Raw genomic sequence first — 21,085 nt, forward strand, 5'->3', positions numbered from 1 at the left:
ATGAAAGAATTCTGGCAGACCTGCGTCAGTCGTCTTGAGCAGGAACTCCCCCCCCAACAAATCAGCGCGTGGATACGACCGCTGGTCCCGCTTGCGTACGACGAAACGCAGGCGGTGCTGCGCGTTGCCGCGCCCAACCGCTTCAAGCTGGATTGGGTGCGCAAGAACTTTTCCCACCAGATCGAAGCGTTGGCCGCGGAGTGGTTCAAGCGTCCGGTGCAGGTTCTGTTCGAGCTGCCTTCGCACGGCGCCGCGCCGCGCATGCCGGTCGCGCCCGTGCGCGCCCAGCAGCCCGCCCAGCAACCGCACCTGTCCGCTGCTCCTCCCTCCGGCGCCGCGCCGCCAGTGACCGTCACCGTGACGACCGCGCCGCCGGCGCCCGCCACGACCGCCGCTGCGCAGGCCGTGAACGCGGACGCCGCCAACATCGTGTACGAGCGGTCGCGCCTGAACACCGACCTCACGTTCGAGAACTTCGTGACCGGTAAGGCCAACCAGCTCGCGCGCGCCGCCGCGCTGCAGGTCGCCGAAAACCCGGGCACCTCGTACAACCCGCTGTTCCTGTATGGCGGCGTCGGCCTGGGCAAGACCCACCTGATCCACGCCATCGGCAACGCCATGGTCGCGGCGGGCACCGGGGTGCGCGTGCGTTACGTGCATGCGGACCAGTATGTGTCCGACGTGGTGAAAGCCTACCAGCGCAAGGCGTTCGACGATTTCAAGCGTTATTACCATTCGCTCGATCTGCTGCTGATCGACGACATCCAGTTCTTCTCCGGCAAGAACCGCACACAGGAAGAATTCTTCTATGCGTTCGAGGCGATGGTTGCGCAGCGCAAGCAGATCATCATCACCAGCGATACGTACCCGAAGGAACTGTCGGGCATCGACAGCCGCCTGATTTCGCGCTTCGACTCGGGCCTGACGGTGGCCATTGAGCCGCCGGAACTGGAAATGCGCGTGGCGATTCTGCTGCGCAAGGCCGAGTCAGAAGGCGTGCCCATGCCCGAGGAAGTGGCCTTCTTCATCGCCAAGCATCTGCGCAGCAACGTGCGCGAACTGGAAGGCGCGCTGCGCAAGGTGCTTGCCTATGCGCGTTTCCACGGCCGCGATGTGCTGACGGTCGATGTCTGCAAGGAAGCGCTGAAGGATCTGCTGTCGGTGTCCAACGGCCAGATCACCGTCGAAAACATCCAGAAGACGGTGGCGGACTTCTACAAGATCAAGGTCGCCGACATGTACTCGAAACGCCGGCCGGCCAATATCGCCTTGCCGCGCCAGGTCGCGATGTACCTGGCCAAGGAGCTGACCCAGAAAAGCCTGCCGGAAATCGGCGATTTATTCGGCGGCCGTGATCACACCACGGTGCTGCACGCCGTTCGCAAGATTTCCGATGCCCGCGCCAAGCAAGCGGAGCTCAACCATACCCTGCACGTGTTGGAACAAACTCTAAAAGGATGAACATGCAACTCGTACAAACCACACGCGATGCATTGCTGAAACCGCTGTCGACTGTGGCGGGCATCGTCGAAAGACGCCATACCCTGCCCATTCTTGCGAACATCCTGATGCGCAAGGAAGGCAACAAGGTTGCCTTCATTGCGACCGACCTGGAAGTGCAGATCACCACGCACGCCGACTTTGGTGTCGGCCAGGACAACGAGTCCACCACGGTGGCCGCGCGCAAGCTGCTGGACATCCTGAAAGCCCTGCCCGATACCGGCGACGTGCGCCTGGCCCTGGCCAGCAACAAGCTGTCGGTGCAGTCCGCCAAGAGCCGCTTTGCGCTGCAGACGCTGGCCGCCAGCGAATTCCCCACCGTCGCTCAGCCCGAGCAGTGGGACGTGTCGCTGACCATGCCGCAGCGCACCCTGCGCCACCTGTTCAACATGGTGCATTTCGCCATGGCCCAGCAGGACATCCGCTACTACCTGAACGGCATGCTGCTGGTGTTTGAACCGGGCCGCGTGCGCGCCGTGGCCACCGACGGTCACCGCCTGGCGCATTGCTCGACCGAAGCCGACGGCATCGCCGAGCGCCACGAAGTCATCGTGCCGCGCAAGACCGTGCTGGAAATGCAGCGTCTGCTGGAAGACTCCGACGAGACCGTCTCCATCGACGTGGCGCCGGGCCAGATCCGTTTCCGTTTCGGCGACGTCGAGCTGGTGTCCAAGCTGGTCGAAGGCAAGTTCCCCGATTTCACGCGCGTGATTCCCACGAACTACACCCGCCATTTCCTCGTCGGCCGCGAAGCGCTTCAGGGCAGCCTGCAGCGCGCCGCCATCCTGACCACGGACAAGTTCAAGGGCGTGCGCCTGCAACTGGCGCAGAACCAGATGAAGATCTCGTCCTCGAACGCCGAGCAGGAAGAGGCGCAGGAAGAAATCGACATCGACTACAGCCATGAAGCGCTGGACGTGGGCTTTAACGTCGGCTACCTGCTCGACGTGCTGTCCAACGTGAAGGTCGACAACATCCAGTGGTCGGTCATGCCCGATGCCAACGCGTCGGCGCTCATCACCCTGCCCGAAGACGACCAGTTCAAGTACGTCGTCATGCCCATGCGGATCTGATCCGCACTCCCCCCGTGGGTTTGTGCCGCTTGCGGACCGGTTGGTCCGCGGGCGGTCCGGCCGCCAGGCCGTTCTTTAAAGCGTTATCGATACAGACATGTCAGATCAGCAGAACACCACTCCCGAGACCAGCGGCTACGGCGCTGACTCGATCAAGATGCTCAAGGGGCTGGAGGCCGTGCGCAAGCGCCCCGGCATGTACATCGGCGACACGTCCGACGGCACGGGCCTGCACCACATGGTGTTTGAGGTCGTCGATAACGCCATCGACGAAGCCCTGGCCGGCTATTGCGACGACATCGTCGTAACCATCCACACCGACAATTCCATTTCCGTCACGGACAACGGCCGCGGCATCCCGACCGATATCCACAAGGACGACGAGTTCCACCGCAGCGCGGCCGAAATCGTCATGACCGAACTGCACGCCGGCGGCAAGTTCGACCAGAACTCGTACAAGGTGTCCGGCGGCCTGCACGGCGTGGGCGTGTCCTGCGTGAACGCACTGTCCGAATGGCTGCGTCTCACCATCCGCCGCAACGGCCAGGTGCACCAGATGGAATTCCGCCAGGGCGAGCGCGTGGCGCCCCTGGCCGTGACCGGCACGACCGACAAGCGCGGCACCGAAGTGCGCTTTTTGGCCGATCCGATCATCTTCAACAACATCGAATACCACTACGAGATCCTCTCCAAGCGCCTGCGCGAGCTCTCGTTCCTGAACAACGGCGTCAAGATCCGCCTGATCGACCAGCGCCAGGGCAAGGAAGAGAACTTCGCCTTCTCGGGCGGTGTGAAGGGTTTCGTCGAATACATCAACCGCGCCAAGACCGTGCTGCATCCGAACGTGTTTTCGGTCACCACGGAATCGGCGGCCGGCGGCGTGCCGGTGGGCGTGGAAGTGGCGATGCAGTGGAACGACAGCTACAGCGAAAGCGTGCTGTGCTTTACCAACAACATCCCGCAGCGCGACGGCGGTTCGCACCTGACCGGCCTGCGCGCCGCGATGACGCGCATCATCAACAAGTACATCACCGACAACGAACTGGCCAAGAAGGCCAAGGTCGAGACGTCCGGCGATGACATGCGCGAAGGCCTGGCCTGCGTGCTGTCGGTGAAGGTGCCCGAGCCCAAGTTCAGCAGCCAGACCAAGGACAAGCTGGTGTCCAGCGAAGTGCGTCCGGCCGTTGAAGAAGCCGTGGCCCGCACGCTGGAAACCTGGCTGCTCGAACACCCGAACGACGCCAAGGCCCTGTGCAACAAGATCGTCGAGGCCGCCCGTGCCCGCGAAGCCGCGCGCAAGGCGCGCGAGATGACGCGCCGCAAGAGCGTGCTGGAAGGCGCCGGCCTGCCCGGCAAGCTGGCCGACTGCCAGGAAAAGGATCCCGCGCTGTGCGAGCTGTACATCGTCGAGGGCGACTCCGCAGGCGGCTCGGCCAAGCAAGGCCGCGACCGCAAGTTCCAGGCCATCCTGCCGCTGCGCGGCAAGGTGCTGAACGTCGAGAAGGCGCGCTTTGACCGCCTGATCGCCAGCGAACAGATCGCCACGCTGATCACGGCGCTGGGCACCAGCATCGGCCCGGACTTCAACGTGGAAAAGCTGCGCTACCACCGCCTCATCATCATGACCGACGCGGACGTGGACGGCGCGCACATCCGCACCCTGCTGCTCACGCTGCTGTACCGCCAGATGCCCGAGCTGGTGCAGCGCGGCTACGTGTACATCGCCCAGCCGCCGCTCTACAAGGTCAAGGTTGGCCGCGAAGAGCGCTATCTGAAGGATGACCAGGAAGAAGCGCAGTTCATGCTGACGCTCGCGCTGAAGGACGCCGAGATCATCTCCGGCGGCAACATCATCCGCGGCGAAGAGCTGAGCGACCTGGCCCGCCAGTACGTGGCGGCCGACGGCGTCATCGCCCGCCTGTCGCGCGTCTTCGACGTGGGCGCGCTGTCGGCCATGGCCGAAGGCGTGGAGATCAACCTGGAGACGGCCGAATCCACCGCGGACTCCGCCAAGCGGTTGGCCGACGCCATGCGCGATCCCATCAACGGCAACGGCGTCGAAGTCGTGCCGCAATTCGACGAGGCCACCGAGCGCCATCGCCTGTCCGTGCAGCGCATGCACCACGGCAACGTGCGCGTCAGCATCATCGATGCCGACTTCATCAATGGCTCGGATTACGCCATCCTGTCCAAGGCCGCCAAGAGCTTCCTGGGCAAGGTCGGTCCGCGCTCGCTGGCCGCTCGCGGCGAAGGCGACAAGCGCAAGGAGCAGCCGGTGTCCGACTTCCGCGAGGCCATGCAATGGCTGCGCAGCGAAGCCGACCGCAGCATCTCCAAGCAGCGCTACAAGGGTCTGGGTGAAATGAACCCCGAGCAGCTGTGGGAAACCACGATGGACCCGAAGGTGCGCCGCTTGCTGCGCGTGCAGATCGAGGACGCCATCGCGGCCGACGAGGTCTTCACCACGCTGATGGGCGACGACGTCGAACCGCGCCGCAACTTCATCGAAACGCACGCGCTGTCGGCGGGTAATATCGACGCCTGATCGTGTTGTTGGGTGACAGAGAAAGTGAAAATCTCGATAGGTTGGTGAAAATGCATTGACGCAGTTAGTAGAAAAATCCAACAAATAAAGATCGAGAACGCCCGGCTATGCCGGGCGTTTGCGTTAGAAATCAGTGTTCGAGGCACGTAAGACCAAAAGGTGTCTAACCCGGCGATCGATCAAGGCACTCCCGAAATTTTCTTGACGCCCACCCTTCAGTTTTAGGTTTCCATCTGGGAACGGGCGTCCGGATGGCACTGCTGCCGCACGCTGCGAGATTGCGAATAAATCTGAAATATTGGCTGTGATTTTTTGGTGTCACGCCACGGCTTCGTCGCTATTCACTCGATATCCCATCGCACGGTAACCGCGCTGCCGCTTATCCCACATTCGCAGCAACGCAGTGTGACCCGTGTCCACGAAGTCGATGATCCGCACGTCAGTCTTGCTGGCATGCTCGCGATGCAAGCGCCCGGCGTATTGCTGCAGCGTACCCTTCCAGGAAACTGGCATCGCCAGTACCAGTGTGTCGAGCGGCGGATGATCGAAACCCTCACCAACCAATTTCCCGGTCGCCAGAAGCACGCGCGGTGCATCGGGCGGCAGTCCGTCCATGTCAGCGACCACAGCAGTCCGCTGTTTTCTGGACATACGGCCGTGTAACACGAAGGGCGCTGGAGTCAGATCGCCGAGGGCTGCCCTCAGCGCATCGAGGTGTTCCGTGCGTTCTGTGAGAACGAGCACCTTGCGACCCTGCTCATAGGCATCTTTGACTTCTGCCGCAATGGCCTCGGTTCGCGCCGGATCATTGGCGAGATGGCGAAATACATCCTGAATACCCGTATTAGTTGGCAGGTCAATTCGAGTGAGTCGTGATCGAGGCACTACTTCAAGATCATGAGGTGCGCCAGCCGGTTTGGCTGCGGTGTATCGAATTGGCCCGCATTGCATGAAGATGATCGGCTGCAGGCCATCGCGACGGATCGGTGTCGCTGTCAGCCCCAACAAGAATCTAGCTTTGGTCCGTTTCAAGATGGCGTCGAACGAAACTGCGCCGACGTGGTGGCACTCGTCCACGATCACCTGACCGTAGCTCTCGACCAGCGGATTGACCTCACCCTGTCGGGAGACGGATTGCATCACGGCGATGTCAATTTTTCCGGTGGGCTTGGCCTTGCCGCCGCCGATGGTGCCCACTATGCCTTTGCCAACGCCCAGAAAAGCCTGAAGGCGCTCCTGCCACTGCTTGAGCAATTCGGTTCGATGCACCAGCACCAGGGTGTTGACACCTCGGCGCGCGATCATCGCGGCGGCAGTGACTGTCTTGCCAAACGCGGTCGGTGCGCACAGCACGCCGATGTCGTGATGCAGCATTCCCGAAACGGCGGACTCCTGGTCCAGACGCAAATTGCCGACGAAGGAGACCTCAATCGGCTTACCGCCGAAGCGCTCATCGAGCAGATCAACGGCGATGCCGTTATTGCGCAGCAAGTTCAACGCGGTATCGAGGCATCCGCGAGGCAAGGCGATGTGCTTTGGATAGTTTTCCGCGTTGCTGATGACACGCGGCTTATCCCATACCGACATGCGCATGGCTTGGGCCTTGTAGAACTCTGGATTCTGGAAGGCGGCCAGGCGGATTAGGCGGTTGGCCAGGGCCTGCGGCAGTTGAGCCTTTTCAAAGTAGATGAGGTTGGCCAGCGTCACCGTCAGTGATTTCGGCATTTTCCCGGCCAGCTTTTTTGTTGGCGTGGTATCTCGCTTCCAGGGTGTGGCCAAGTCCTCGTCATCAATGAAGTTGACATCCAGCGGATGCACGCCGCCCGTGGCCCGTAGGATGGTCGAATCGATGTCGTGCGCGGCCATTGGTTGAATGGACGCCAAGAATGCCCATTGGTCCGGGTATGGCCGCAGCTCTGCATCTACGAACACGCTGCCGCCGCTTTCGCGTGGCCGCTTCTGCAGCGGTAAGGCGATCAGATTGCCAAAGCCACCCTTGGGCATCGTGTCCTGGTTGGGAAAAAGGCGGTCATACGAATCCAACTTCAATTGCCGGGTGCGCGAGCAGGCATGGCTGATCACGGCCGTGCCCAGGCGCCGGGCATCGCGGGCCGAAACGCGGTTGGCGAAGAACACCCACACATGCGCGCCGTTGCCTGATCTCGAAACTTCCATCGCGGCCGGCACTCCCAGCTCTTCACAAGACTGACTGAAGGCTCGCGCGTCGTCGCGCCACTCGGCCTCGTCAAAATCGACTGCCAGAAAATGGCAGGTGTCATCCTCCAGCAGTGGATAGACGCCGACCGTATGTTTGCCGGCCAAATGGTCGTAGATCACCGCATCGGACAACGGGATCAGCAGCCGGTTGCTGCAATCGCCGCATCTAATGCGTGGCTTTTCACAGATGCCGGCTCGCCATTCGTTGGCGCAGGCGGGGGTGTAGCCTGCTTTTCCTGAGGTCATACTCTCCCATCGAATGGGATAAACATCCGTACGACCGCGAAATCGCCGCCGAAACAGCGCCACCTTCTCAGCGGTAGAAAACCGGGATGGTCCCGGTTCTTGAACCGTAGCCGCGGCAGGTTGCGGCAAACGCCAATCAATGCCGTGGGCTTCGAGTAGTGCGATCAGGCGGGCGTTCTCGGCCTGGAGAGCGGTAAGTGGATCTGGTTTGGGCATGAGGCGTTCTTCATGCCGCCAGCCGTTCGCGGAACCCCTCTCGCTTCGACCAAATAATCGGAGTGATGTCGTAGCTGAGCAGGGCTTCTTTCACGGGATCGCTGACCTTGCGATCACGATCATTGAGGACGGCGAATGCCAAGGAATCGGCTGGCCGAACATCCTTGGTATCTACCCAAGCGAATGCAGCGCTTTGGGCATTGTCTTTGTTGGGGTTGTTGATCACCCGAAGAATCCGCTCCGGCGCACGCCTGGACTTGGGCACGACGAAATCGAACTGGTGGTTATAGCGGCTATGCCCTACGAAGTTCACCTTTGGCGTGTAACGCACATCGGCATCATCCAGCCAGAGCGCCACATCTTCAAAGAAGAAGCTCTCGACATTGGCGCGTGCCACGTAGAACAGATCGTTGACGGCCAGGATTGCCTGCAACAGGCTGTGCTTACGCAGCGCAAAGTTGTCTTCAGTTGCCTTGATCTCCAATGAATCGTCTTTCTGCTGCACGCCGAACCCATTCAGTGTGGAGGCCAGCAGTGCCTTGCGGCGTGGAGTGTCGATTTCGCAGCCTGACTGAGCAAGGTCAGTCAAGGTGTAGCCGTCGTCGGTCAGCATCCATTCATTGCCCTGTTGGCGCAAATAGATCTGGATGTAGTCGTTGTGGCGGTCCAGGTATGGCGTTGTGATCTCCACCCAGCCATTGATCTCTCGCCACGCTGTCTTCGCTTTGAGCCAGTCGTAGTAGTTGCGGATCAGGTCGTCAGTGGTTCTCATGAGAACAGCCCTCTCACAATATTTGGCCGCTCCTCAACGACGCAATAGGTCATGAAGTCGTGCAGCACCTGCCAGGCGTCCTCTGGCTTGCTGAGCATGCCAGAGGGGATTGCCACCGCCCATTTGTCGCCGAATCCTTCTCGGTAGACGTGCAAATGCGGCACGCCGATCTCGGTACCGTCGGGGTTCCGATGCGGTGCGGCGAAGTCGAGTCGAGCCAGTACGACGACCTGTCGGCCGCGCGCTTGGTACCCCGTGGTCAGTGCAATGCGCTTGCGGTTGATGTCCAGCGAGAAGCGTTCGCGCTCATCGCGCGATACCAATGGAACCTCGATGCGCCCGCCCAAGTCGGGAAAGCTGAAAGCATCCGCCGTCGCAGGCTTTTTGGGCATGCGCAATAGGGTTTCGGCATCCGCTTGTGAAAGTGCATCATCGGCCAATGGCTTCTCCCTTGTCTATGTTTTGAATACCTGCTCCAGCGTCGCGGGCAACAGTGTGGCGTTGGCTTTGCGAATGGCCGTGTGTTTGGCCTTGACGGTCAAAGTTTCGGCCAGCAGGCGATCAAAGGCTTTCTGCTCGGACAAGCGGGGCATTGGTACTTCGATGGCCATCAGTTTTTCTAGCCCGAGCGTGCGGTTGCGACCTGCTCCGCCAGGCGATGCCTCGCCGATCTTCAGCAGCCCCTCGTCAGTCAAGAAGTAGTCGCGCAGGAACGCGGCCGTTGTCAGTTCCGGGTTTGCCAGGCACGTAATGAAGCGGTGTGACCCAAAGCGGCCGGAATCGTCAGTTTGCGCGATTGCAATCGCGCCCTCCCATGCTTTCATACGCAGCCCTCCGTATCGTCAACGCGTACGATACGCCGCGCTTCCAACTCCCGCCGTGTTTTATCCAGTTCCTTGGCCAGCAGCTTCTCATCCGGCAACACGGTCTGGTACTCGGCAGCCAGCACCTTGTTGGGCAGGCCTTCCAGCGCGTAGTGCGCCTCGTTGCTGCCTTTGCTCGCACACAGGATCAGGCCCACGGGCGGGTTCTCGCCCGGCTTCATCCAGTGCGCGCGGGCATAGTTCAGATACAGGTGCATTTGTCCGGCATCGGCATGGCTGAACTTGCCGATCTTCAGGTCGATGATCAGCAGGCACTTGAGTCGGCGGTGGAAGAACAGCAGGTCAACGCGGAACCAGGTGTCATCCAGGCGCAGGCGGCGCTGACGGCCGACAAAGGCGAAGTCGTCGCCCAGCTCCAGCAGGAAGTCGGCCAAGTGCTGAATCAGGGCGTCTTCCAGGTCGGACTCGGAATACTCATCCTTGAGGTTGAGAAACTCCAGCACGAAGGGATCTTTGATGGCCTGCTCGGGCGTGATGGCATCACCGGGTTCGGCCACTTCCCCCTTTTCCAGCATCGCCGCCTTGTTGTGCGACAGAGCGGTGCGTTCGTAGAACTGGCTGTTGACCTGGCGGTCAAGCTGGCGCACCGACCAGCCGCAACGCAATGTTTCGGTCTCATAAAACGCCCGCGCCTGCAGGTTCTTGACCGAGAGCAGGCGCACATAGGCCGACCACGGCAGCGGAAAGGCTTGCGCCAGCGCCGCCAGGTCGAAGGATGGCCGAGGCGTGCCGGGTGTCGTACGCGACACCAATTCCGGAGACGTTGTCTGCGAAATCTGGATTAGGGGCAATTTCGCAGACGCTGTCTGCGAAATGTGCTCCGGTGGCCAAGCGAGGTAGAACAGCCGCATTTGTTCGAGATTCCGCTCGGAAAACCCCTTGCCAAATCTTCCGGACAGGTCGATGGATAGACGCTTGAGCAGGGCCTGTCCGTACTCGGCCCGTTCCTTGCCGCCCTGTTCCAATTCGACGATGCGCCGCCCGATTTCCCAATATGAGGCGGTCATCAGCGCATTGACGCTGCGCGCGGCGGCATGGCGCGCCGCTTCCAGCAACGCGACGATGTCGGCATGGACGGCGACATAGGCGGTCTGATGCTTTGGGAGCGGCATGGTGGGTGTTGTCATGCCTGCACCTCGGCGACCAAGGCCTCGATCTCACCCAGCTGGCGCATGACATCTGCCTCGTGGCTGGGCATGGCGCCGATCAGGTCTTTCGGGGCGGCGTGCTCCAGTCCGGCGCGGGCGTGCGGGTTGTTGATGTCCAGGTTGTAACTGGGCCAGTACAGGTTGTCACCTTCGGCCTGGGCCACCTTGGCTGATTGCTCAAGCGCTTGCTGCTCAGCCTTCAAGGTGTGCGGTTGATCTTGCAGCGTTGCCTTGTTGCCCTCCTCCAAACGGGGCGTCACAAATTCGCGGCAGATATCCACTTCGGTGGCCATGCCTTCTCGCATTGACTCCCCTCCCATCGTGTCGTCCCTCAGTCAATCAGGAACTTGAAACTGGTTGCCAGCGCGACAGGCTCGATCTCGCGCACGTTCTTGTTCAACTCGACCAACCCGTAACCCTCCATCATTCGAAGAGAGCGTGACAGGTTGGGCACCTGCCGTCCCGTCATTTCGGCCTGCTCGGTGAACGACTTGGGGCGCCGGTCACGGATAAGGCGAAGCAAAGACTGATTGTCCTCAGACAGCACCGCGGCCATCGAGGGAAACCAGACCGTCGGCGTTTCTTTGCCCGGAGGCGATTTCGTGTCACTGGGACGGCGAATGCCGACGACGCAGCGCTTCATTTCGGGTGTCCTGATCGACTTGGTACAAGTTCTTCATTTTATGAGTGTGGCACAACTGCGGGCAGCTGATGATGAGCGGCTCGACTTTCGGATCGTTCAGCGCGTGGATGGTCGCGCCATCAATCCAGACGCCGCCGTGACGACATGGCGAACCGGGTCTCACACCGTTCGGTACCACGTCAGAGACCGGCTCCACTAGCCGGCTGTAGATTTCTCGATCTACAGACTTTCGCGAGCGAAAGTTCTTGACTGGTCCTGTTCGCCCATCGGTACTTTTGGCGCAGTCTGTCGCGCAGGAACAAGCTGAACGAGTACCTTCTCCAGAGGAGGTCACCCACGTTTCGGGCGCTGATGTCCGAGGTTATCGCCGGTGTCGCTGATGCTATGACCATCGATGCCAAGGACTTCGGTCCCGAGCGGGTCTCGGTAGCACTGCCATGGTCGTTCGGCAGCATGATCTTCTTGCTCAGCCTTCGCGGCACGCCTGAGCGGGTAGCCAGCGCATTGCGTCAGCTAGCGACGCATGACGAAATTAGTGAAAGACCTTTTGCGTCAACGACCTGCTTTTCACTTTGTGCGTCATCCGACACACACGCCTGCTTAGTCATCGAAGGCCAGCCCCGCAAGGGCCTGCCTTTGGCTTTGCTGCCCCGAGAGTCGGCCAGACACCTAATCAGTGGGCGTCGGACCCAGATCGAAGTGCTTCGCCGCCGCGTACGGCTACCGCGGCGGCCGCGCCTTCAGATCCCCCATCTCTTCCTGCATCAGTTGATGCGCATACCGCGAGAACACCGTGACCAGCCGGGTGCGCGTGTGATACGGCGGATACAGCAGCGCCACCGTGACCGGCACCGCCGGGCTGAAGGGCCGGACTTCCACGCCGTTGGCTTCGTATTCCTCGCGTGCGGCCAGCGGGTTGATCAGCGCCACGCCCAGGCCCGCGCCCACCAGCGCGCAGACTGACGAACCCAATCCGGCCTCGGCCACCGTGTGGCGTTCGACCTTGGCGGACTTGAAGACGGCGTCGATCTTTTCGCGCAGCGGCGTGCCGCTGGGAAAGGCGATGAAGGGCTCGCCCGCGAAGTCGGCGGGCTTGAGCTTTTTCAGTTTGGTCAGGCGGTGTCCGCGCGGCAGCACGGCCACGCAGCTCATCGTGAGGACGGGTTCGACCTGGATGCCGGGGGTTTCGCCCGACAGCATGGCCAGGCCGGTGTCGCAGAAGCCCGAACTGATCCAGTTGTGGACCGTGCTGGCGTTGCCCGAGTGGATCGCCACCATGACTTCCGGGTACTCGGTCTTGAAGGCAGCCACGATGCGCGCCAAGAGGCCGCCCGCCAGGCGCGGCATGGCGGCCACGCTCAGTCGGCTGGCGCTGAACGAGCGGATGCTGGCCGCCGCCGACTCGAGGCCGGCCAGGCCGATGAAGGTCTTTTCCACCTCCTGAAAGAAGCGCGACCCGTCCTGGGTTGGACTGAGCCGGCTGCCGTTGCGGTCGAAGAGAGGAAACTGGGTGATGGCTTCCAATTGCGCAATTAAGCGGCTAACGTGCGGCTGCGAGGTATGCACTCGACGGGCTGCTGCCGTCATGGAACCGGTCATCATGACGGCGCGGAACGCCTCGATGTGTCGCAAGCCCATCCGGGGAATGGCCATGTCAAATCCGTATAGAGGAATACTTGATTGGAACTGGATAAAACCATACTGCTAGTTGATACTTTTTGCCAGCCGCGGGGCTCATCGCGGGACGCGGCGGTCACCAGCAAGCCTGGATCCGCCGATCGTGAACATAAACACGCGCCGCACGCACGGCGCCAAGGGAATCAGATGAAAGCACTTGCCGCGATCTCCGTCGCCGCCACCCTTCTGGGCAGCGCCGCGACGGCTCATGCCGAAGGTCCCAGCCGTCTGGACAAGATCCGGGAAACCGGCGTCATCACGCTCGGCCACCCCGAGACGTCGGTGCCGTTCGCGTACCTGGACGGCAATCAGAAGCCCATTGGCTACACGGTCGAGATCTGCCAGGAAGTCGCCAAGTACGTGCAAGCGGCGCTGAAGCTGCCCAAGCTGGAAGTGCGCTACAACCCGACGACGTCGGCCACGCGCATCCCGCTGCTGGCCAACGGCACGATCGATCTGGAATGCGGCAACACCACCAACAACGAAGCGCGCCACAAGCTGGTGTCGTTCGCGCCCACGACCTTCGTGGCGCAAGTGGTGCTGGTGGCGCGCAAGGACGGCGGCGTGGACCCCAATGACCTGTCCTCGTTCCGCGGCAAGACCATCGCGGCGCAGGCCGGCGGCCAGACGTTCAAGCTGATCTCGCAACTGAATGCGCAGGGCAACCTGGGCATTTCGATGGCGCCCACCAAGGACACCGCCGAAACCATCCTGATGGTGGAATCGGGCCGCGCGGCCGGTTCGGCCAACGACGACGGCATCGCCTATGGCGCGGTCGCGTCGTCCAAGAACCCGGATGCGTTCGTGATCGGCAAAAAGGGCCTGGAAATGGCGCCCTACGGCATCATGGAGCCCAAGGATGATCCGAAGTTCAAGAAGGTCGTTGACGACGCCGTGATCGATCTCATGAAGACCGGCAAGGTCGCCGCGCTGTACGACAAGTACTTCAATTCGCCGATCCCGCCCAAGCAGATCAACCTGAAGTACCCCATGAGCGACGCGCTCAAGCGCGCGTTGGCCAACCCCACCGACTCCGGCGATCCCAAAGCCTACGAGTAAGCAGCATGCCGCGGGGCGCAGCGCGCGCCCGCGGCGCATGAAGGGGCAAGGACGCCGGCAGCGACCGGCGCCGCGATCAAGGGCGAGGGCATGAATTACAACTGGAGTTGGAGCGTCTTCCTGGAGATGTCGCCGGACGGCGTGCATACGTTCCTGGAGACGATCCTGATCGGCGTGGGCTGGACGCTTGCGCTGGCGTTGACGGCGTGGGTGTTTTCGCTGCTGCTGGGATCCTGGCTGGGCGTGATGCGCACGGTGCAGTCCCGTCTGATGAACGCCATCGGCGCCACCTACGTGGAATTGTTTCGCAATATCCCGCTGCTGGTGCAGATGTTCCTGTGGTATTTCGTGCTGCCCGAATTGCTGCCGCATGCATGGGGCCTGGCGATGAAGCAGATGCCCCAGCCGTGGGGGCAGTTCGTGCCCGCGGTGCTGTGCCTGGGTTTTTACGGGTCGGCGCGCGTGGCCGAGCAATTGCGCGCCGGCATCCAGTCGCTGCCGCGCGGCCAGTTTCAGGCGGGGACCGCCCTGGGGCTGACCGAGGCGCAGGTCTATCGCCACATCATCCTGCCGGAGGCCTATCGCATCGTGCTGCCGCCGCTGACCTCGGAGTTCATGGGCACGATCAAGTATTCGTCGGTGGCGCTGACCATCGGCCTGTTGGAGCTCACCGGACAGGCGCGCTCGATGGCGGAGTTCAGCTTTCACATCTTCGAGGCGTTTTCGGCCGCGACCGTGATCTACCTGATTCTGAACGGCATCGTCGTGCTGGGGATGCGCACGCTCGAGCGCCGCGTGGCGGTGCCCGGCCTGATCGGTGCGTCGGCAAAGTCGCCTGCGGGATTGGGGCGCTAGCATGGGCAAGTTCGATTTCGATGTGATCTGGGGCGCGCTGCCGTACCTGTTCCAGACCGGCATGACGTTCACGCTGACCCTGACCGTGCTGGCGGCGGTGATGGGGCTGGCGCTGGGCACGCTTCTGGCGATGATGCGGCTGTCGCGCTACAAGATCCTGTCGGTGCCGGCGGGCATCTACGTGAACGTGATGCGGTCCATCCCGCTTCTTTTGGTGATCTTCTGGTTCTACTTCCTGATGCCGTACATCGCGGCATGGGTCGTGGGATCGCCCACGCCGCTGCGCGTGGGGGCGTTCAATTCGGCGGTGATCACGTTCACGCTGTTCGAGGCCGCGTACTTCTGCGAGATCATGCGCGCCGGCATCCAGTCCATTGCACGCGGCCAGGTGTCGGCCAGCATGGCGCTGGGCCTGAACCACTGGCAGGGCATGCGGTATGTGGTGCTGCCGCAGGCGCTGCGCAACATGGTGCCGGCGCTGCTCACGCGCGTCATCATCCTGTTTCAGGACACCTCGCTGGTCTACGTGCTGTCGCTGACCGACTTCCTGGGCGCGGCGTCCAAGATCGGCCAGCGCGACGGACGGCTGGTCGAACTCTATCTCTTCGTGGCGGTGGTGTATTTCGTGATTTGCTTCACGGCATCGCGTCTGGTCAAGCATCTGGAAAAGCGCACGCGCGTGCTGCGCTGAGTCGTCCAGGTTATCCACAGGTTCAACGATGCAACTCTCTTCCAATCCTCCGATGATCGAGATCCGCCAGGTCAGCAAGTGGTACGGCGACTTTCAGGTGCTGGACGAATGCTCGACCACGGTGCGCCGCGGCGAGGTCGTGGTGGTGTGCGGTCCGTCGGGCTCGGGCAAGTCGACGCTCATCAAGACCGTGAACGCGCTCGAGCCCTTCCAGAAGGGCGAGATCGTGGTTAACGGCGTGTCCGTGGGCGACCCGCGCACCAACCTGCCCAAGCTGCGCGCCGTGGCCGGCATGGTGTTCCAGCACTTCGAGCTGTTCCCGCACCTGTCGGTAACCGAAAACCTGTGCCTGGGCCAGATCAAGGTGCTCAAGCGCGGCAAGGACGAAGCGCGCCAGCGTGCGCTTGCCCTGCTCGAGCGCGTGGGCCTGTCGGCGCACAAGGACAAGCATCCTGGCGAACTGTCAGGCGGCCAGCAGCAGCGCGTGGCGATTGCGCGCGCGCTGTCGATGGACCCGGTCGTGATGCTGTTTGACGAACCCACGTCGGCGCTGGACCCGGAGATGGTCAACGAGGTGCTGGACGTGATGACCGACCTGGCGGGCGAAGGCATGACCATGATGGTGGTGACCCACGAGATGGGATTCGCGCGCCGCGTCGCCGACCGTGTGATCTTCATGGACGGCGGCAAGATCGTCGAGGACTGCCAGAAGGAGCAGTTCTTCGGCAACGTCGAGGAACGTGCCCCGCGCACGCGCCAGTTTCTTTCCAAAATTCTGCAGCACTGAACGCCATGACCCAGCGGACACCCGCCGAACCTCCCCCACCGCCCGTCGACCTGCGCAGCGACACGGTCACCCACCCGACCGCGGCCATGTACGAGCGGATGCGCACCGCCCCCATCGGCGACGACGGCCTGGACGGTGACCCCACCGTGCGCGAGCTGGAAGCCTGTGTGGCGGCCAGCCTGGGCAAGGAAGCGGGCCTGTTCGTGCCGAGCTGCACGATGGCCAACCTGCTGGCCGTGCTGGCGCAGACGCAGCGTAGCGAGCAGGTGGCGCTGGAATCGACCGCCCACATGTACACGTCCGAACGCGGCGCGGCCACGTTCACGGGACTGTTCTATCAAGGCGTTCCGGGCACCGCGGGCGCGATGGACCTGAACCGCCTGGAGGACGCCCTGCTGACCGGCGGGCATCGGCTCCAGACCGCGCTGGTGGCGATGGAGACGTCCCACAACAACGCGGGCGGCACCGTGCTGCCGCTGGACCACATGCAGGCTGTGTACGGCATGGCGCGCGCGGGCGGCGTGCCGGTGCACCTGGACGGGGCGCGGCTGTTCAACGCGGCCGTGGCGCTGGGCGTGCCGGCCAGCGAGATCACCCGCCACACCGATACGGTGTCGCTGTGCCTGTCCAAGGGCCTGAGCGCGCCGGTGGGCGCGGTGCTGGCCGGCAGCCAGGCGGTGGTGGCCAAGGCGCGCTCGCTGCGCCGCATGCTGGGCGGCACGCAGCGCCAATCCGGCATCATGGCCGCCGCGGGCCTGGAGGGCGTGCAGCACATGAGCGGCCGGCTGGCCGAAGACCACGTGCGGGCGCGCCGCCTGAGCGACGGCATCAACAAACTGGCCCCGGCGCTGACGGCCACGGTGCCGCAAACCAACATCGTGCAGGTCGAGACCGCGGATACCGGCATGACCAACGCGCAGTGGGTCTCGGCCCTGCAGGCGCAAGGTGTGCTGACGCGCCCCTGGGGCCGCACGCGGCTGCGTTGCGTCACGCATCGGCATATCGGCGATGCCGATATCGATGCGGCCGTCCAGGCGTTTGCTGCGGTGCTGGACGCGCGCTGATTCAGCCGGCTTTGGGGTGGGCGATGCGATAATGCCCCGCATGTCCACCCCCACTCATCTTTCCCGAAAAGACTATTTCTGCGCCCTTGCGGTGGTGGTCATCTGGGGCCTGAATTTCGTCGTCATGAAGGTCGGCATGCGGGGCCTGTCTCCCATGATGCTGGGCGCGTTGCGATTCGCGCTGGCGGCCTTCCCCCTGATCCTTTTCGTGCGCATGCCGCGGCTGCCGTGGCACTGGGTCGCGGCCTATGGGCTGGTCCAGGGGCTGGGCCAGTTTGGCCTGCTGTTTACGGCGTTGAACTTCGGCATGCCCGCCGGCATGGCCTCGCTCGTCATCCAGACCCAGGCGTTCTTCACGCTGCTGCTGGCCGCGCCGGTCCTGCATGAACGGGCGCGCCGGCATCACTGGTTCGGTCTTGGCGTGGCGGCGATGGGTCTGGCCGTCATTGCCGGGGGGCGCGGCGAAGGGCCCGGGCAGATGACGATGCTGGGCTTTGTGCTGACGCTTGGCGCCGCGTTCATGTGGGCGGTGTCGAACATGATCGTGCGGCTGGCCAGCCGCAAGGCGCCCGGCTACGACCCCTTCGCATTCATTGCCTGGAGCAGCGCCGCGCCGGTGCTGCCCTTCCTGGCGCTGGCCGTGCTGATCGACGGCTGGGAGCCGGTGGTGGGCATGGTGACCGGCATCGGCTGGGGCGAGGCGCTGTCGGTGCTGTACCTGGCGGTGTTGGCGACCCTGCTGGCCTACACGTTGTGGACGCAGCTGCTGTCGCGCCACCCCGCCGCAAAGGTTGCGCCGTTCTCGCTGCTGGTGCCGGTGGTGGGACTGTGGGCCGCGTCCATGGCCTTCGGCGAGCGCCTGCAACCGCTGCAATGGTTGGGCGCCGCCTGCGTGCTGGCCGGTCTGGTCATCAACCAGGTTGGCGGACGCTGGATGCGCTCGCGCTGACGCCGTCAGCCCTTGCGGCGTGGCCGCCTCATCCGGCCGGATTACATCGTGCCGGCTAGGGCGGCGCTGTTCAAAGTTGTTCGAAGCGGATGTAACGCTTATCGGTGTACTCCCGTCGCGTGATGATTTCCTGCACGGATGCGCCGGGCGGACCGCGCCGCAGCCATTCCAGCATATGGTCCACCTGGTCGGGCGTGCCCTGAACCAGCGCCTCGACCGTCCCGTCCAGCATGTTTTGCACCCAACCCTTCGCGCCCAGCATGTGGGCGCGCCGCACCGTCGCGTGACGGTAGCCCACGCCTTGGACCGTGCCGCTGACGGTGACGTGGACGGTTTCGATATGGGAATCGGCCTTAGGGTCTTGCATGGTTTTTCCTTCGGATGATGCGCCGCCACGCACGAGATACGTAGGCGGAATCGGCTACAGCGGATGGTCTATAGGCCCGGCGGGCTTCGAAGCGATACGTTAGAGCACATGTCAAAACGTGCCAGCTTAGAAATACCCATTACCGAGAGCTTGGAGAAGCCATTATGGAAGAGACCAGTTTGTTGTCGGATGCCGAGACAGCGCGCTACAGGGATCAGGGCTACCTGGCCTTGAAGGACATGTGCCCTCAGGATGAGGTCGGCTACATCCGCAGGACGCTGCTGGACTTGTTCGCGAACAAGACGGGTTACAACGAGGGCGCGCAGTATGACTTCGTCAGCCGCGACGACCCGACCAAGCCCGCCAAGTTTCCCAGTCTGCATGATCCGCGCCATTATGCCCCGGGCCTGTTGAAGACGGTTTACCACGAACGCACGCTGGAACTGGCGCGGCAGCTGCTGGGCCCGCAGGCGGCGCTCTATGGCGAGCACGCGTTGCTCAAGCCGGGTCCGCACGGACCAGAGACGCCGTGGCATCAAGACGAAGCGTTCCGTTCGCCGGACTTCGTCTACAACGAATTGAGCATCTGGCTGGCGCTGCAGCCGGCCACCATCGAGAACGGCTGCATGCAGTTCCTGCCGGGTTCGAACAAATGGGACGTGCTGGAGCACCGTTCGCCGGGAGGCGACAAGAGCCTGCATCCGCTGGAATGCTGCGGCGATTTTCCGCGTGAACAAGCCGTGGCCGAACCGCTCGATCCGGGCGGCATCACGGTGCACGATGCGCGCACGCTGCACTTCACGGGGCCCAATACGTCGCAGACGCCGCGGCTGGCGTACATCCTGATCTACAACACGCCGCCGGTCTATAAGCCGGGGCGCCGCGAATTCCCATGGCTGGAGGGCCGCTGGACCGACAGCCAGACGCGCAAGAAGCAATGGCACAAGCGCGGCGGGCTGGCGGTGGACGTGATGCGCCGGTTGCCAGGCGCGCGGCTGACCAGCCCGCGCTGGGTCGCATGGGCGACCATCCGCGCGGTCACCAAGGTGTGGCCGCGCTAAGGCTGGGCGTGCAGGGACCGTAGAGTCTTTGCGCAGGGGGGCGAACGGGGCCGGCAAGCGACGCTTGCCGGCCTCGGCGCGTATACTGGGCGGCGCTGGCGCCCCCCTATCACTCCACAGACACCCCATGACCGCTAACCTTTCTACGATCACCTGCATCGAAGATTTGCGCGTCGTCGCGCAGAAGCGCGTGCCGCGCATGTTCTATGACTACGCCGATTCCGGCGCCTGGACAGAAGGCACCTACCGCGCGAATGAAAGCGACTTTCACAAGATCAAGCTGCGCCAGCGCGTGGCGGTGAACATGGAAGGCCGGTCGCTGCGCACCACGATGGTGGGCCAGGATGTGGTGATGCCGCTGGCGATTTCCCCCACCGGCCTGACCGGCATGCAGCACGCCGACGGCGAGATCCTGGCTGCCAAGGCCGCCGCCGATTTCGGCGTGCCCTTCACGCTGTCCACGATGAGCATCTGCTCGCTGGAAGACGTGGCGCAGGCCACCGGCAAACCGTTCTGGTTCCAGCTGTACGTGATGCGCGACCGCGAATTCGTCGGCAACCTGATCGACCGCGCCAAGGCCGCCGGCTGCTCGGCGCTGGTGCTGACGCTGGACCTGCAGATCCTGGGCCAGCGCCACAAGGACATCAAGAACGGCCTGTCGACGCCGCCCAAGCCCACGCTGCGCAACCTCATCAACCTGGCGACCAAGCCGCGCTGGTGCATGGGCATGCTGGGTACCAAGCGCCGCACCTTCGGCAACATCGTCGGCCACGCCAAGGGCGTGAGCGACCTGTCGTCGCTGTCGTCGTGGACGGCCGAGCAATTCGATCCGCGCCTGAGCTGGGACGACGTGGAATGGATCAAGCAGCGTTGGGGCGGCAAGCTCATCATCAAGGGCATTCTTGACGTCGAAGACGCGCAGCTCGCCGCCAACAGCGGCGCCGACGCGCTCATCGTCAGCAATCACGGCGGACGCCAGCTGGACGGCGCCATGTCGTCCATCGCGGCCTTGCCTGCCATTGCCGATGCCGTGGGTTCGAAGATCGAGGTGTGGATGGACGGCGGCATCCGCTCCGGCCAGGACATCCTGAAGGCCGTGGCGCTGGGCGCGCGCGGCACGATGATCGGCCGCGCCTTCCTGTATGGCCTGGGCGCGTATGGCCAGGCCGGCGTGACCCGCGTGCTTGAGATCCTGTACAAGGAAATGGACACGACGATGGCGCTGTGCGGCCGCCGCACGATCGAGCCGGGCGACCGCAGCATCCTGCTGCCGGGCACGTACCCGACCTGATTGCAGACGCGCGTGACAACAACCCGGACTGCCAGCGTGT

General features: G+C 63.1%; 20 protein-coding genes. 11 read left to right on the forward strand and 9 right to left on the reverse strand.

Translation table 11 applies throughout. From position 1 onward, the window contains the following. From dnaA to gyrB, 3 genes are all read left to right on the forward strand, one after another. Window positions 1-1,461, forward strand: a complete 1,461-nt coding sequence (gene dnaA / locus LN047_RS00005) for a chromosomal replication initiator protein DnaA (RefSeq protein WP_152383045.1) — start codon at window positions 1-3, stop codon at window positions 1,459-1,461. A gap of 2 nt (window positions 1,462-1,463) precedes the next feature. Continuing rightward, complete coding sequence (dnaN, locus tag LN047_RS00010) at window positions 1,464-2,573, forward strand: DNA polymerase III subunit beta (RefSeq protein WP_056327779.1); 1,110 nt, start codon at window positions 1,464-1,466, stop codon at window positions 2,571-2,573. Between the two features lie 97 nt (window positions 2,574-2,670). Beyond that, on the forward strand, window positions 2,671-5,118 hold the full coding sequence (gene gyrB / locus LN047_RS00015; RefSeq protein ID WP_373980855.1) for a DNA topoisomerase (ATP-hydrolyzing) subunit B: 2,448 nt from the start codon (window positions 2,671-2,673) through the stop codon (window positions 5,116-5,118). A gap of 318 nt (window positions 5,119-5,436) precedes the next feature. Here the strand turns inward: gyrB and LN047_RS00020 are convergent, their stop codons facing one another. The 8 genes from LN047_RS00020 to LN047_RS00055 all read right to left on the reverse strand — a co-directional run bounded on the left by LN047_RS00020 (window position 5,437) and on the right by LN047_RS00055 (window position 12,897). Continuing rightward, a complete protein-coding gene (locus LN047_RS00020; RefSeq protein WP_373980856.1) occupies window positions 5,437-7,797 on the reverse strand; it encodes a DEAD/DEAH box helicase family protein in 2,361 nt (786 codons plus the stop codon). A gap of 10 nt (window positions 7,798-7,807) precedes the next feature. Continuing rightward, window positions 7,808-8,569 (reverse strand): DUF1829 domain-containing protein, encoded by a 762-nt coding sequence (locus LN047_RS00025; RefSeq protein ID WP_373980857.1) that lies wholly within the window; start codon window positions 8,567-8,569, stop codon window positions 7,808-7,810. Next, on the reverse strand, window positions 8,566-9,009 hold the full coding sequence (locus tag LN047_RS00030) for a hypothetical protein (RefSeq protein ID WP_373980858.1): 444 nt from the start codon (window positions 9,007-9,009) through the stop codon (window positions 8,566-8,568). Before LN047_RS00030 ends, LN047_RS00025 begins: the two co-directional genes overlap by 4 nt. 15 nt (window positions 9,010-9,024) lie before the next feature. Further along, window positions 9,025-9,393 (reverse strand): hypothetical protein, encoded by a 369-nt coding sequence (locus tag LN047_RS00035; RefSeq protein WP_373980859.1) that lies wholly within the window; start codon window positions 9,391-9,393, stop codon window positions 9,025-9,027. Then, window positions 9,390-10,565: a YhcG family protein gene (locus LN047_RS00040; protein WP_373982195.1), complete on the reverse strand. Its 1,176-nt coding sequence runs from the start codon at window positions 10,563-10,565 to the stop codon at window positions 9,390-9,392. The genes LN047_RS00035 and LN047_RS00040 overlap by 4 nt, the downstream gene beginning before the upstream one ends. Before the next feature lie 11 nt (window positions 10,566-10,576). Then, entirely contained in the window at window positions 10,577-10,894 is a 318-nt protein-coding gene (locus LN047_RS00045; protein ID WP_373980860.1) for a hypothetical protein, read from the reverse strand. Between the two features lie 38 nt (window positions 10,895-10,932). After that, window positions 10,933-11,244 carry a transcriptional regulator gene (locus LN047_RS00050; RefSeq protein ID WP_373980861.1) on the reverse strand — a complete coding sequence of 104 codons (312 nt, stop codon included), beginning with the start codon at window positions 11,242-11,244 and terminating at the stop codon, window positions 10,933-10,935. 720 nt (window positions 11,245-11,964) lie between these two features. Continuing rightward, window positions 11,965-12,897, reverse strand: a complete 933-nt coding sequence (locus LN047_RS00055) for a LysR substrate-binding domain-containing protein (protein ID WP_142052116.1) — start codon at window positions 12,895-12,897, stop codon at window positions 11,965-11,967. 171 nt (window positions 12,898-13,068) lie between these two features. Here LN047_RS00055 and LN047_RS00060 point away from each other — a divergent pair, with 171 nt between their 5' ends. The 6 genes from LN047_RS00060 (at window position 13,069) to LN047_RS00085 (ending at window position 18,326) form a co-directional block, all read left to right on the forward strand. Next, window positions 13,069-13,980: an amino acid ABC transporter substrate-binding protein gene (locus LN047_RS00060; protein WP_062839306.1), complete on the forward strand. Its 912-nt coding sequence runs from the start codon at window positions 13,069-13,071 to the stop codon at window positions 13,978-13,980. A gap of 90 nt (window positions 13,981-14,070) precedes the next feature. Next, window positions 14,071-14,835 (forward strand): amino acid ABC transporter permease, encoded by a 765-nt coding sequence (locus LN047_RS00065; RefSeq protein ID WP_373980862.1) that lies wholly within the window; start codon window positions 14,071-14,073, stop codon window positions 14,833-14,835. Between the two features lies 1 nt (window position 14,836). Beyond that, a complete protein-coding gene (locus LN047_RS00070; RefSeq protein ID WP_056327649.1) occupies window positions 14,837-15,526 on the forward strand; it encodes an amino acid ABC transporter permease in 690 nt (229 codons plus the stop codon). Window positions 15,527-15,578: 52 nt separating this feature from the next. Next, the gene (locus LN047_RS00075) at window positions 15,579-16,313 is read left to right on the forward strand and encodes an amino acid ABC transporter ATP-binding protein (RefSeq protein ID WP_056327650.1); all 735 of its coding nucleotides are present in this window, start codon (window positions 15,579-15,581) and stop codon (window positions 16,311-16,313) included. Between the two features lie 5 nt (window positions 16,314-16,318). Next, window positions 16,319-17,377 carry a low specificity L-threonine aldolase gene (locus LN047_RS00080; RefSeq protein WP_373980863.1) on the forward strand — a complete coding sequence of 353 codons (1,059 nt, stop codon included), beginning with the start codon at window positions 16,319-16,321 and terminating at the stop codon, window positions 17,375-17,377. A 40-nt stretch (window positions 17,378-17,417) separates the two neighbouring features. Beyond that, a complete protein-coding gene (locus LN047_RS00085) occupies window positions 17,418-18,326 on the forward strand; it encodes an EamA family transporter (protein WP_056327652.1) in 909 nt (302 codons plus the stop codon). 70 nt (window positions 18,327-18,396) lie between these two features. Here LN047_RS00085 and LN047_RS00090 read toward each other — a convergent pair whose 3' ends face one another. After that, on the reverse strand, window positions 18,397-18,693 hold the full coding sequence (locus LN047_RS00090) for an acylphosphatase (RefSeq protein WP_056327653.1): 297 nt from the start codon (window positions 18,691-18,693) through the stop codon (window positions 18,397-18,399). 164 nt (window positions 18,694-18,857) lie between these two features. Here LN047_RS00090 and LN047_RS00095 point away from each other — a divergent pair, with 164 nt between their 5' ends. Both LN047_RS00095 and LN047_RS00100 read left to right on the forward strand, forming a co-directional pair. Then, the gene (locus LN047_RS00095; RefSeq protein ID WP_180099921.1) at window positions 18,858-19,754 is read left to right on the forward strand and encodes a phytanoyl-CoA dioxygenase family protein; all 897 of its coding nucleotides are present in this window, start codon (window positions 18,858-18,860) and stop codon (window positions 19,752-19,754) included. Window positions 19,755-19,881: 127 nt separating this feature from the next. Continuing rightward, the gene (locus LN047_RS00100; RefSeq protein ID WP_056327655.1) at window positions 19,882-21,045 is read left to right on the forward strand and encodes an alpha-hydroxy acid oxidase; all 1,164 of its coding nucleotides are present in this window, start codon (window positions 19,882-19,884) and stop codon (window positions 21,043-21,045) included. Window positions 21,046-21,085 lie beyond the last annotated feature (40 nt).

Origin of the sequence: Achromobacter sp. JD417, from assembly GCF_041879325.1 — a bacterium.
Classification (GTDB): Bacteria; Pseudomonadota; Gammaproteobacteria; order Burkholderiales; family Burkholderiaceae_B; genus Achromobacter; species Achromobacter mucicolens.

Excerpts from the sequence above, each read along its gene's own strand:
- LN047_RS00020 (WP_373980856.1), bottom strand. The coding sequence starts at position 7,797 with ATGCCCAAACCAGATCCACTTACCGCTCTCCAGGCCGAGAACGCCCGC.
- LN047_RS00055 (WP_142052116.1), bottom strand. The coding sequence starts at position 12,897 with ATGGCCATTCCCCGGATGGGCTTGCGACACATCGAGGCGTTCCGCGCC.
- dnaN (WP_056327779.1), top strand. The coding sequence starts at position 1,464 with ATGCAACTCGTACAAACCACACGCGATGCATTGCTGAAACCGCTGTCG.
- LN047_RS00060 (WP_062839306.1), top strand. The coding sequence starts at position 13,069 with ATGAAAGCACTTGCCGCGATCTCCGTCGCCGCCACCCTTCTGGGCAGC.
- LN047_RS00090 (WP_056327653.1), bottom strand. The coding sequence starts at position 18,693 with ATGCAAGACCCTAAGGCCGATTCCCATATCGAAACCGTCCACGTCACC.
- LN047_RS00095 (WP_180099921.1), top strand. The coding sequence starts at position 18,858 with ATGGAAGAGACCAGTTTGTTGTCGGATGCCGAGACAGCGCGCTACAGG.
- LN047_RS00040 (WP_373982195.1), bottom strand. The coding sequence starts at position 10,565 with ATGCCGCTCCCAAAGCATCAGACCGCCTATGTCGCCGTCCATGCCGAC.
- LN047_RS00080 (WP_373980863.1), top strand. The coding sequence starts at position 16,319 with ATGACCCAGCGGACACCCGCCGAACCTCCCCCACCGCCCGTCGACCTG.
- LN047_RS00065 (WP_373980862.1), top strand. The coding sequence starts at position 14,071 with ATGAATTACAACTGGAGTTGGAGCGTCTTCCTGGAGATGTCGCCGGAC.
- LN047_RS00100 (WP_056327655.1), top strand. The coding sequence starts at position 19,882 with ATGACCGCTAACCTTTCTACGATCACCTGCATCGAAGATTTGCGCGTC.
- LN047_RS00070 (WP_056327649.1), top strand. The coding sequence starts at position 14,837 with ATGGGCAAGTTCGATTTCGATGTGATCTGGGGCGCGCTGCCGTACCTG.
- LN047_RS00085 (WP_056327652.1), top strand. The coding sequence starts at position 17,418 with ATGTCCACCCCCACTCATCTTTCCCGAAAAGACTATTTCTGCGCCCTT.
- LN047_RS00035 (WP_373980859.1), bottom strand. The coding sequence starts at position 9,393 with ATGAAAGCATGGGAGGGCGCGATTGCAATCGCGCAAACTGACGATTCC.
- dnaA (WP_152383045.1), top strand. The coding sequence starts at position 1 with ATGAAAGAATTCTGGCAGACCTGCGTCAGTCGTCTTGAGCAGGAACTC.
- LN047_RS00045 (WP_373980860.1), bottom strand. The coding sequence starts at position 10,894 with ATGGCCACCGAAGTGGATATCTGCCGCGAATTTGTGACGCCCCGTTTG.
- LN047_RS00050 (WP_373980861.1), bottom strand. The coding sequence starts at position 11,244 with ATGAAGCGCTGCGTCGTCGGCATTCGCCGTCCCAGTGACACGAAATCG.
- LN047_RS00075 (WP_056327650.1), top strand. The coding sequence starts at position 15,579 with ATGATCGAGATCCGCCAGGTCAGCAAGTGGTACGGCGACTTTCAGGTG.
- gyrB (WP_373980855.1), top strand. The coding sequence starts at position 2,671 with ATGTCAGATCAGCAGAACACCACTCCCGAGACCAGCGGCTACGGCGCT.
- LN047_RS00025 (WP_373980857.1), bottom strand. The coding sequence starts at position 8,569 with ATGAGAACCACTGACGACCTGATCCGCAACTACTACGACTGGCTCAAA.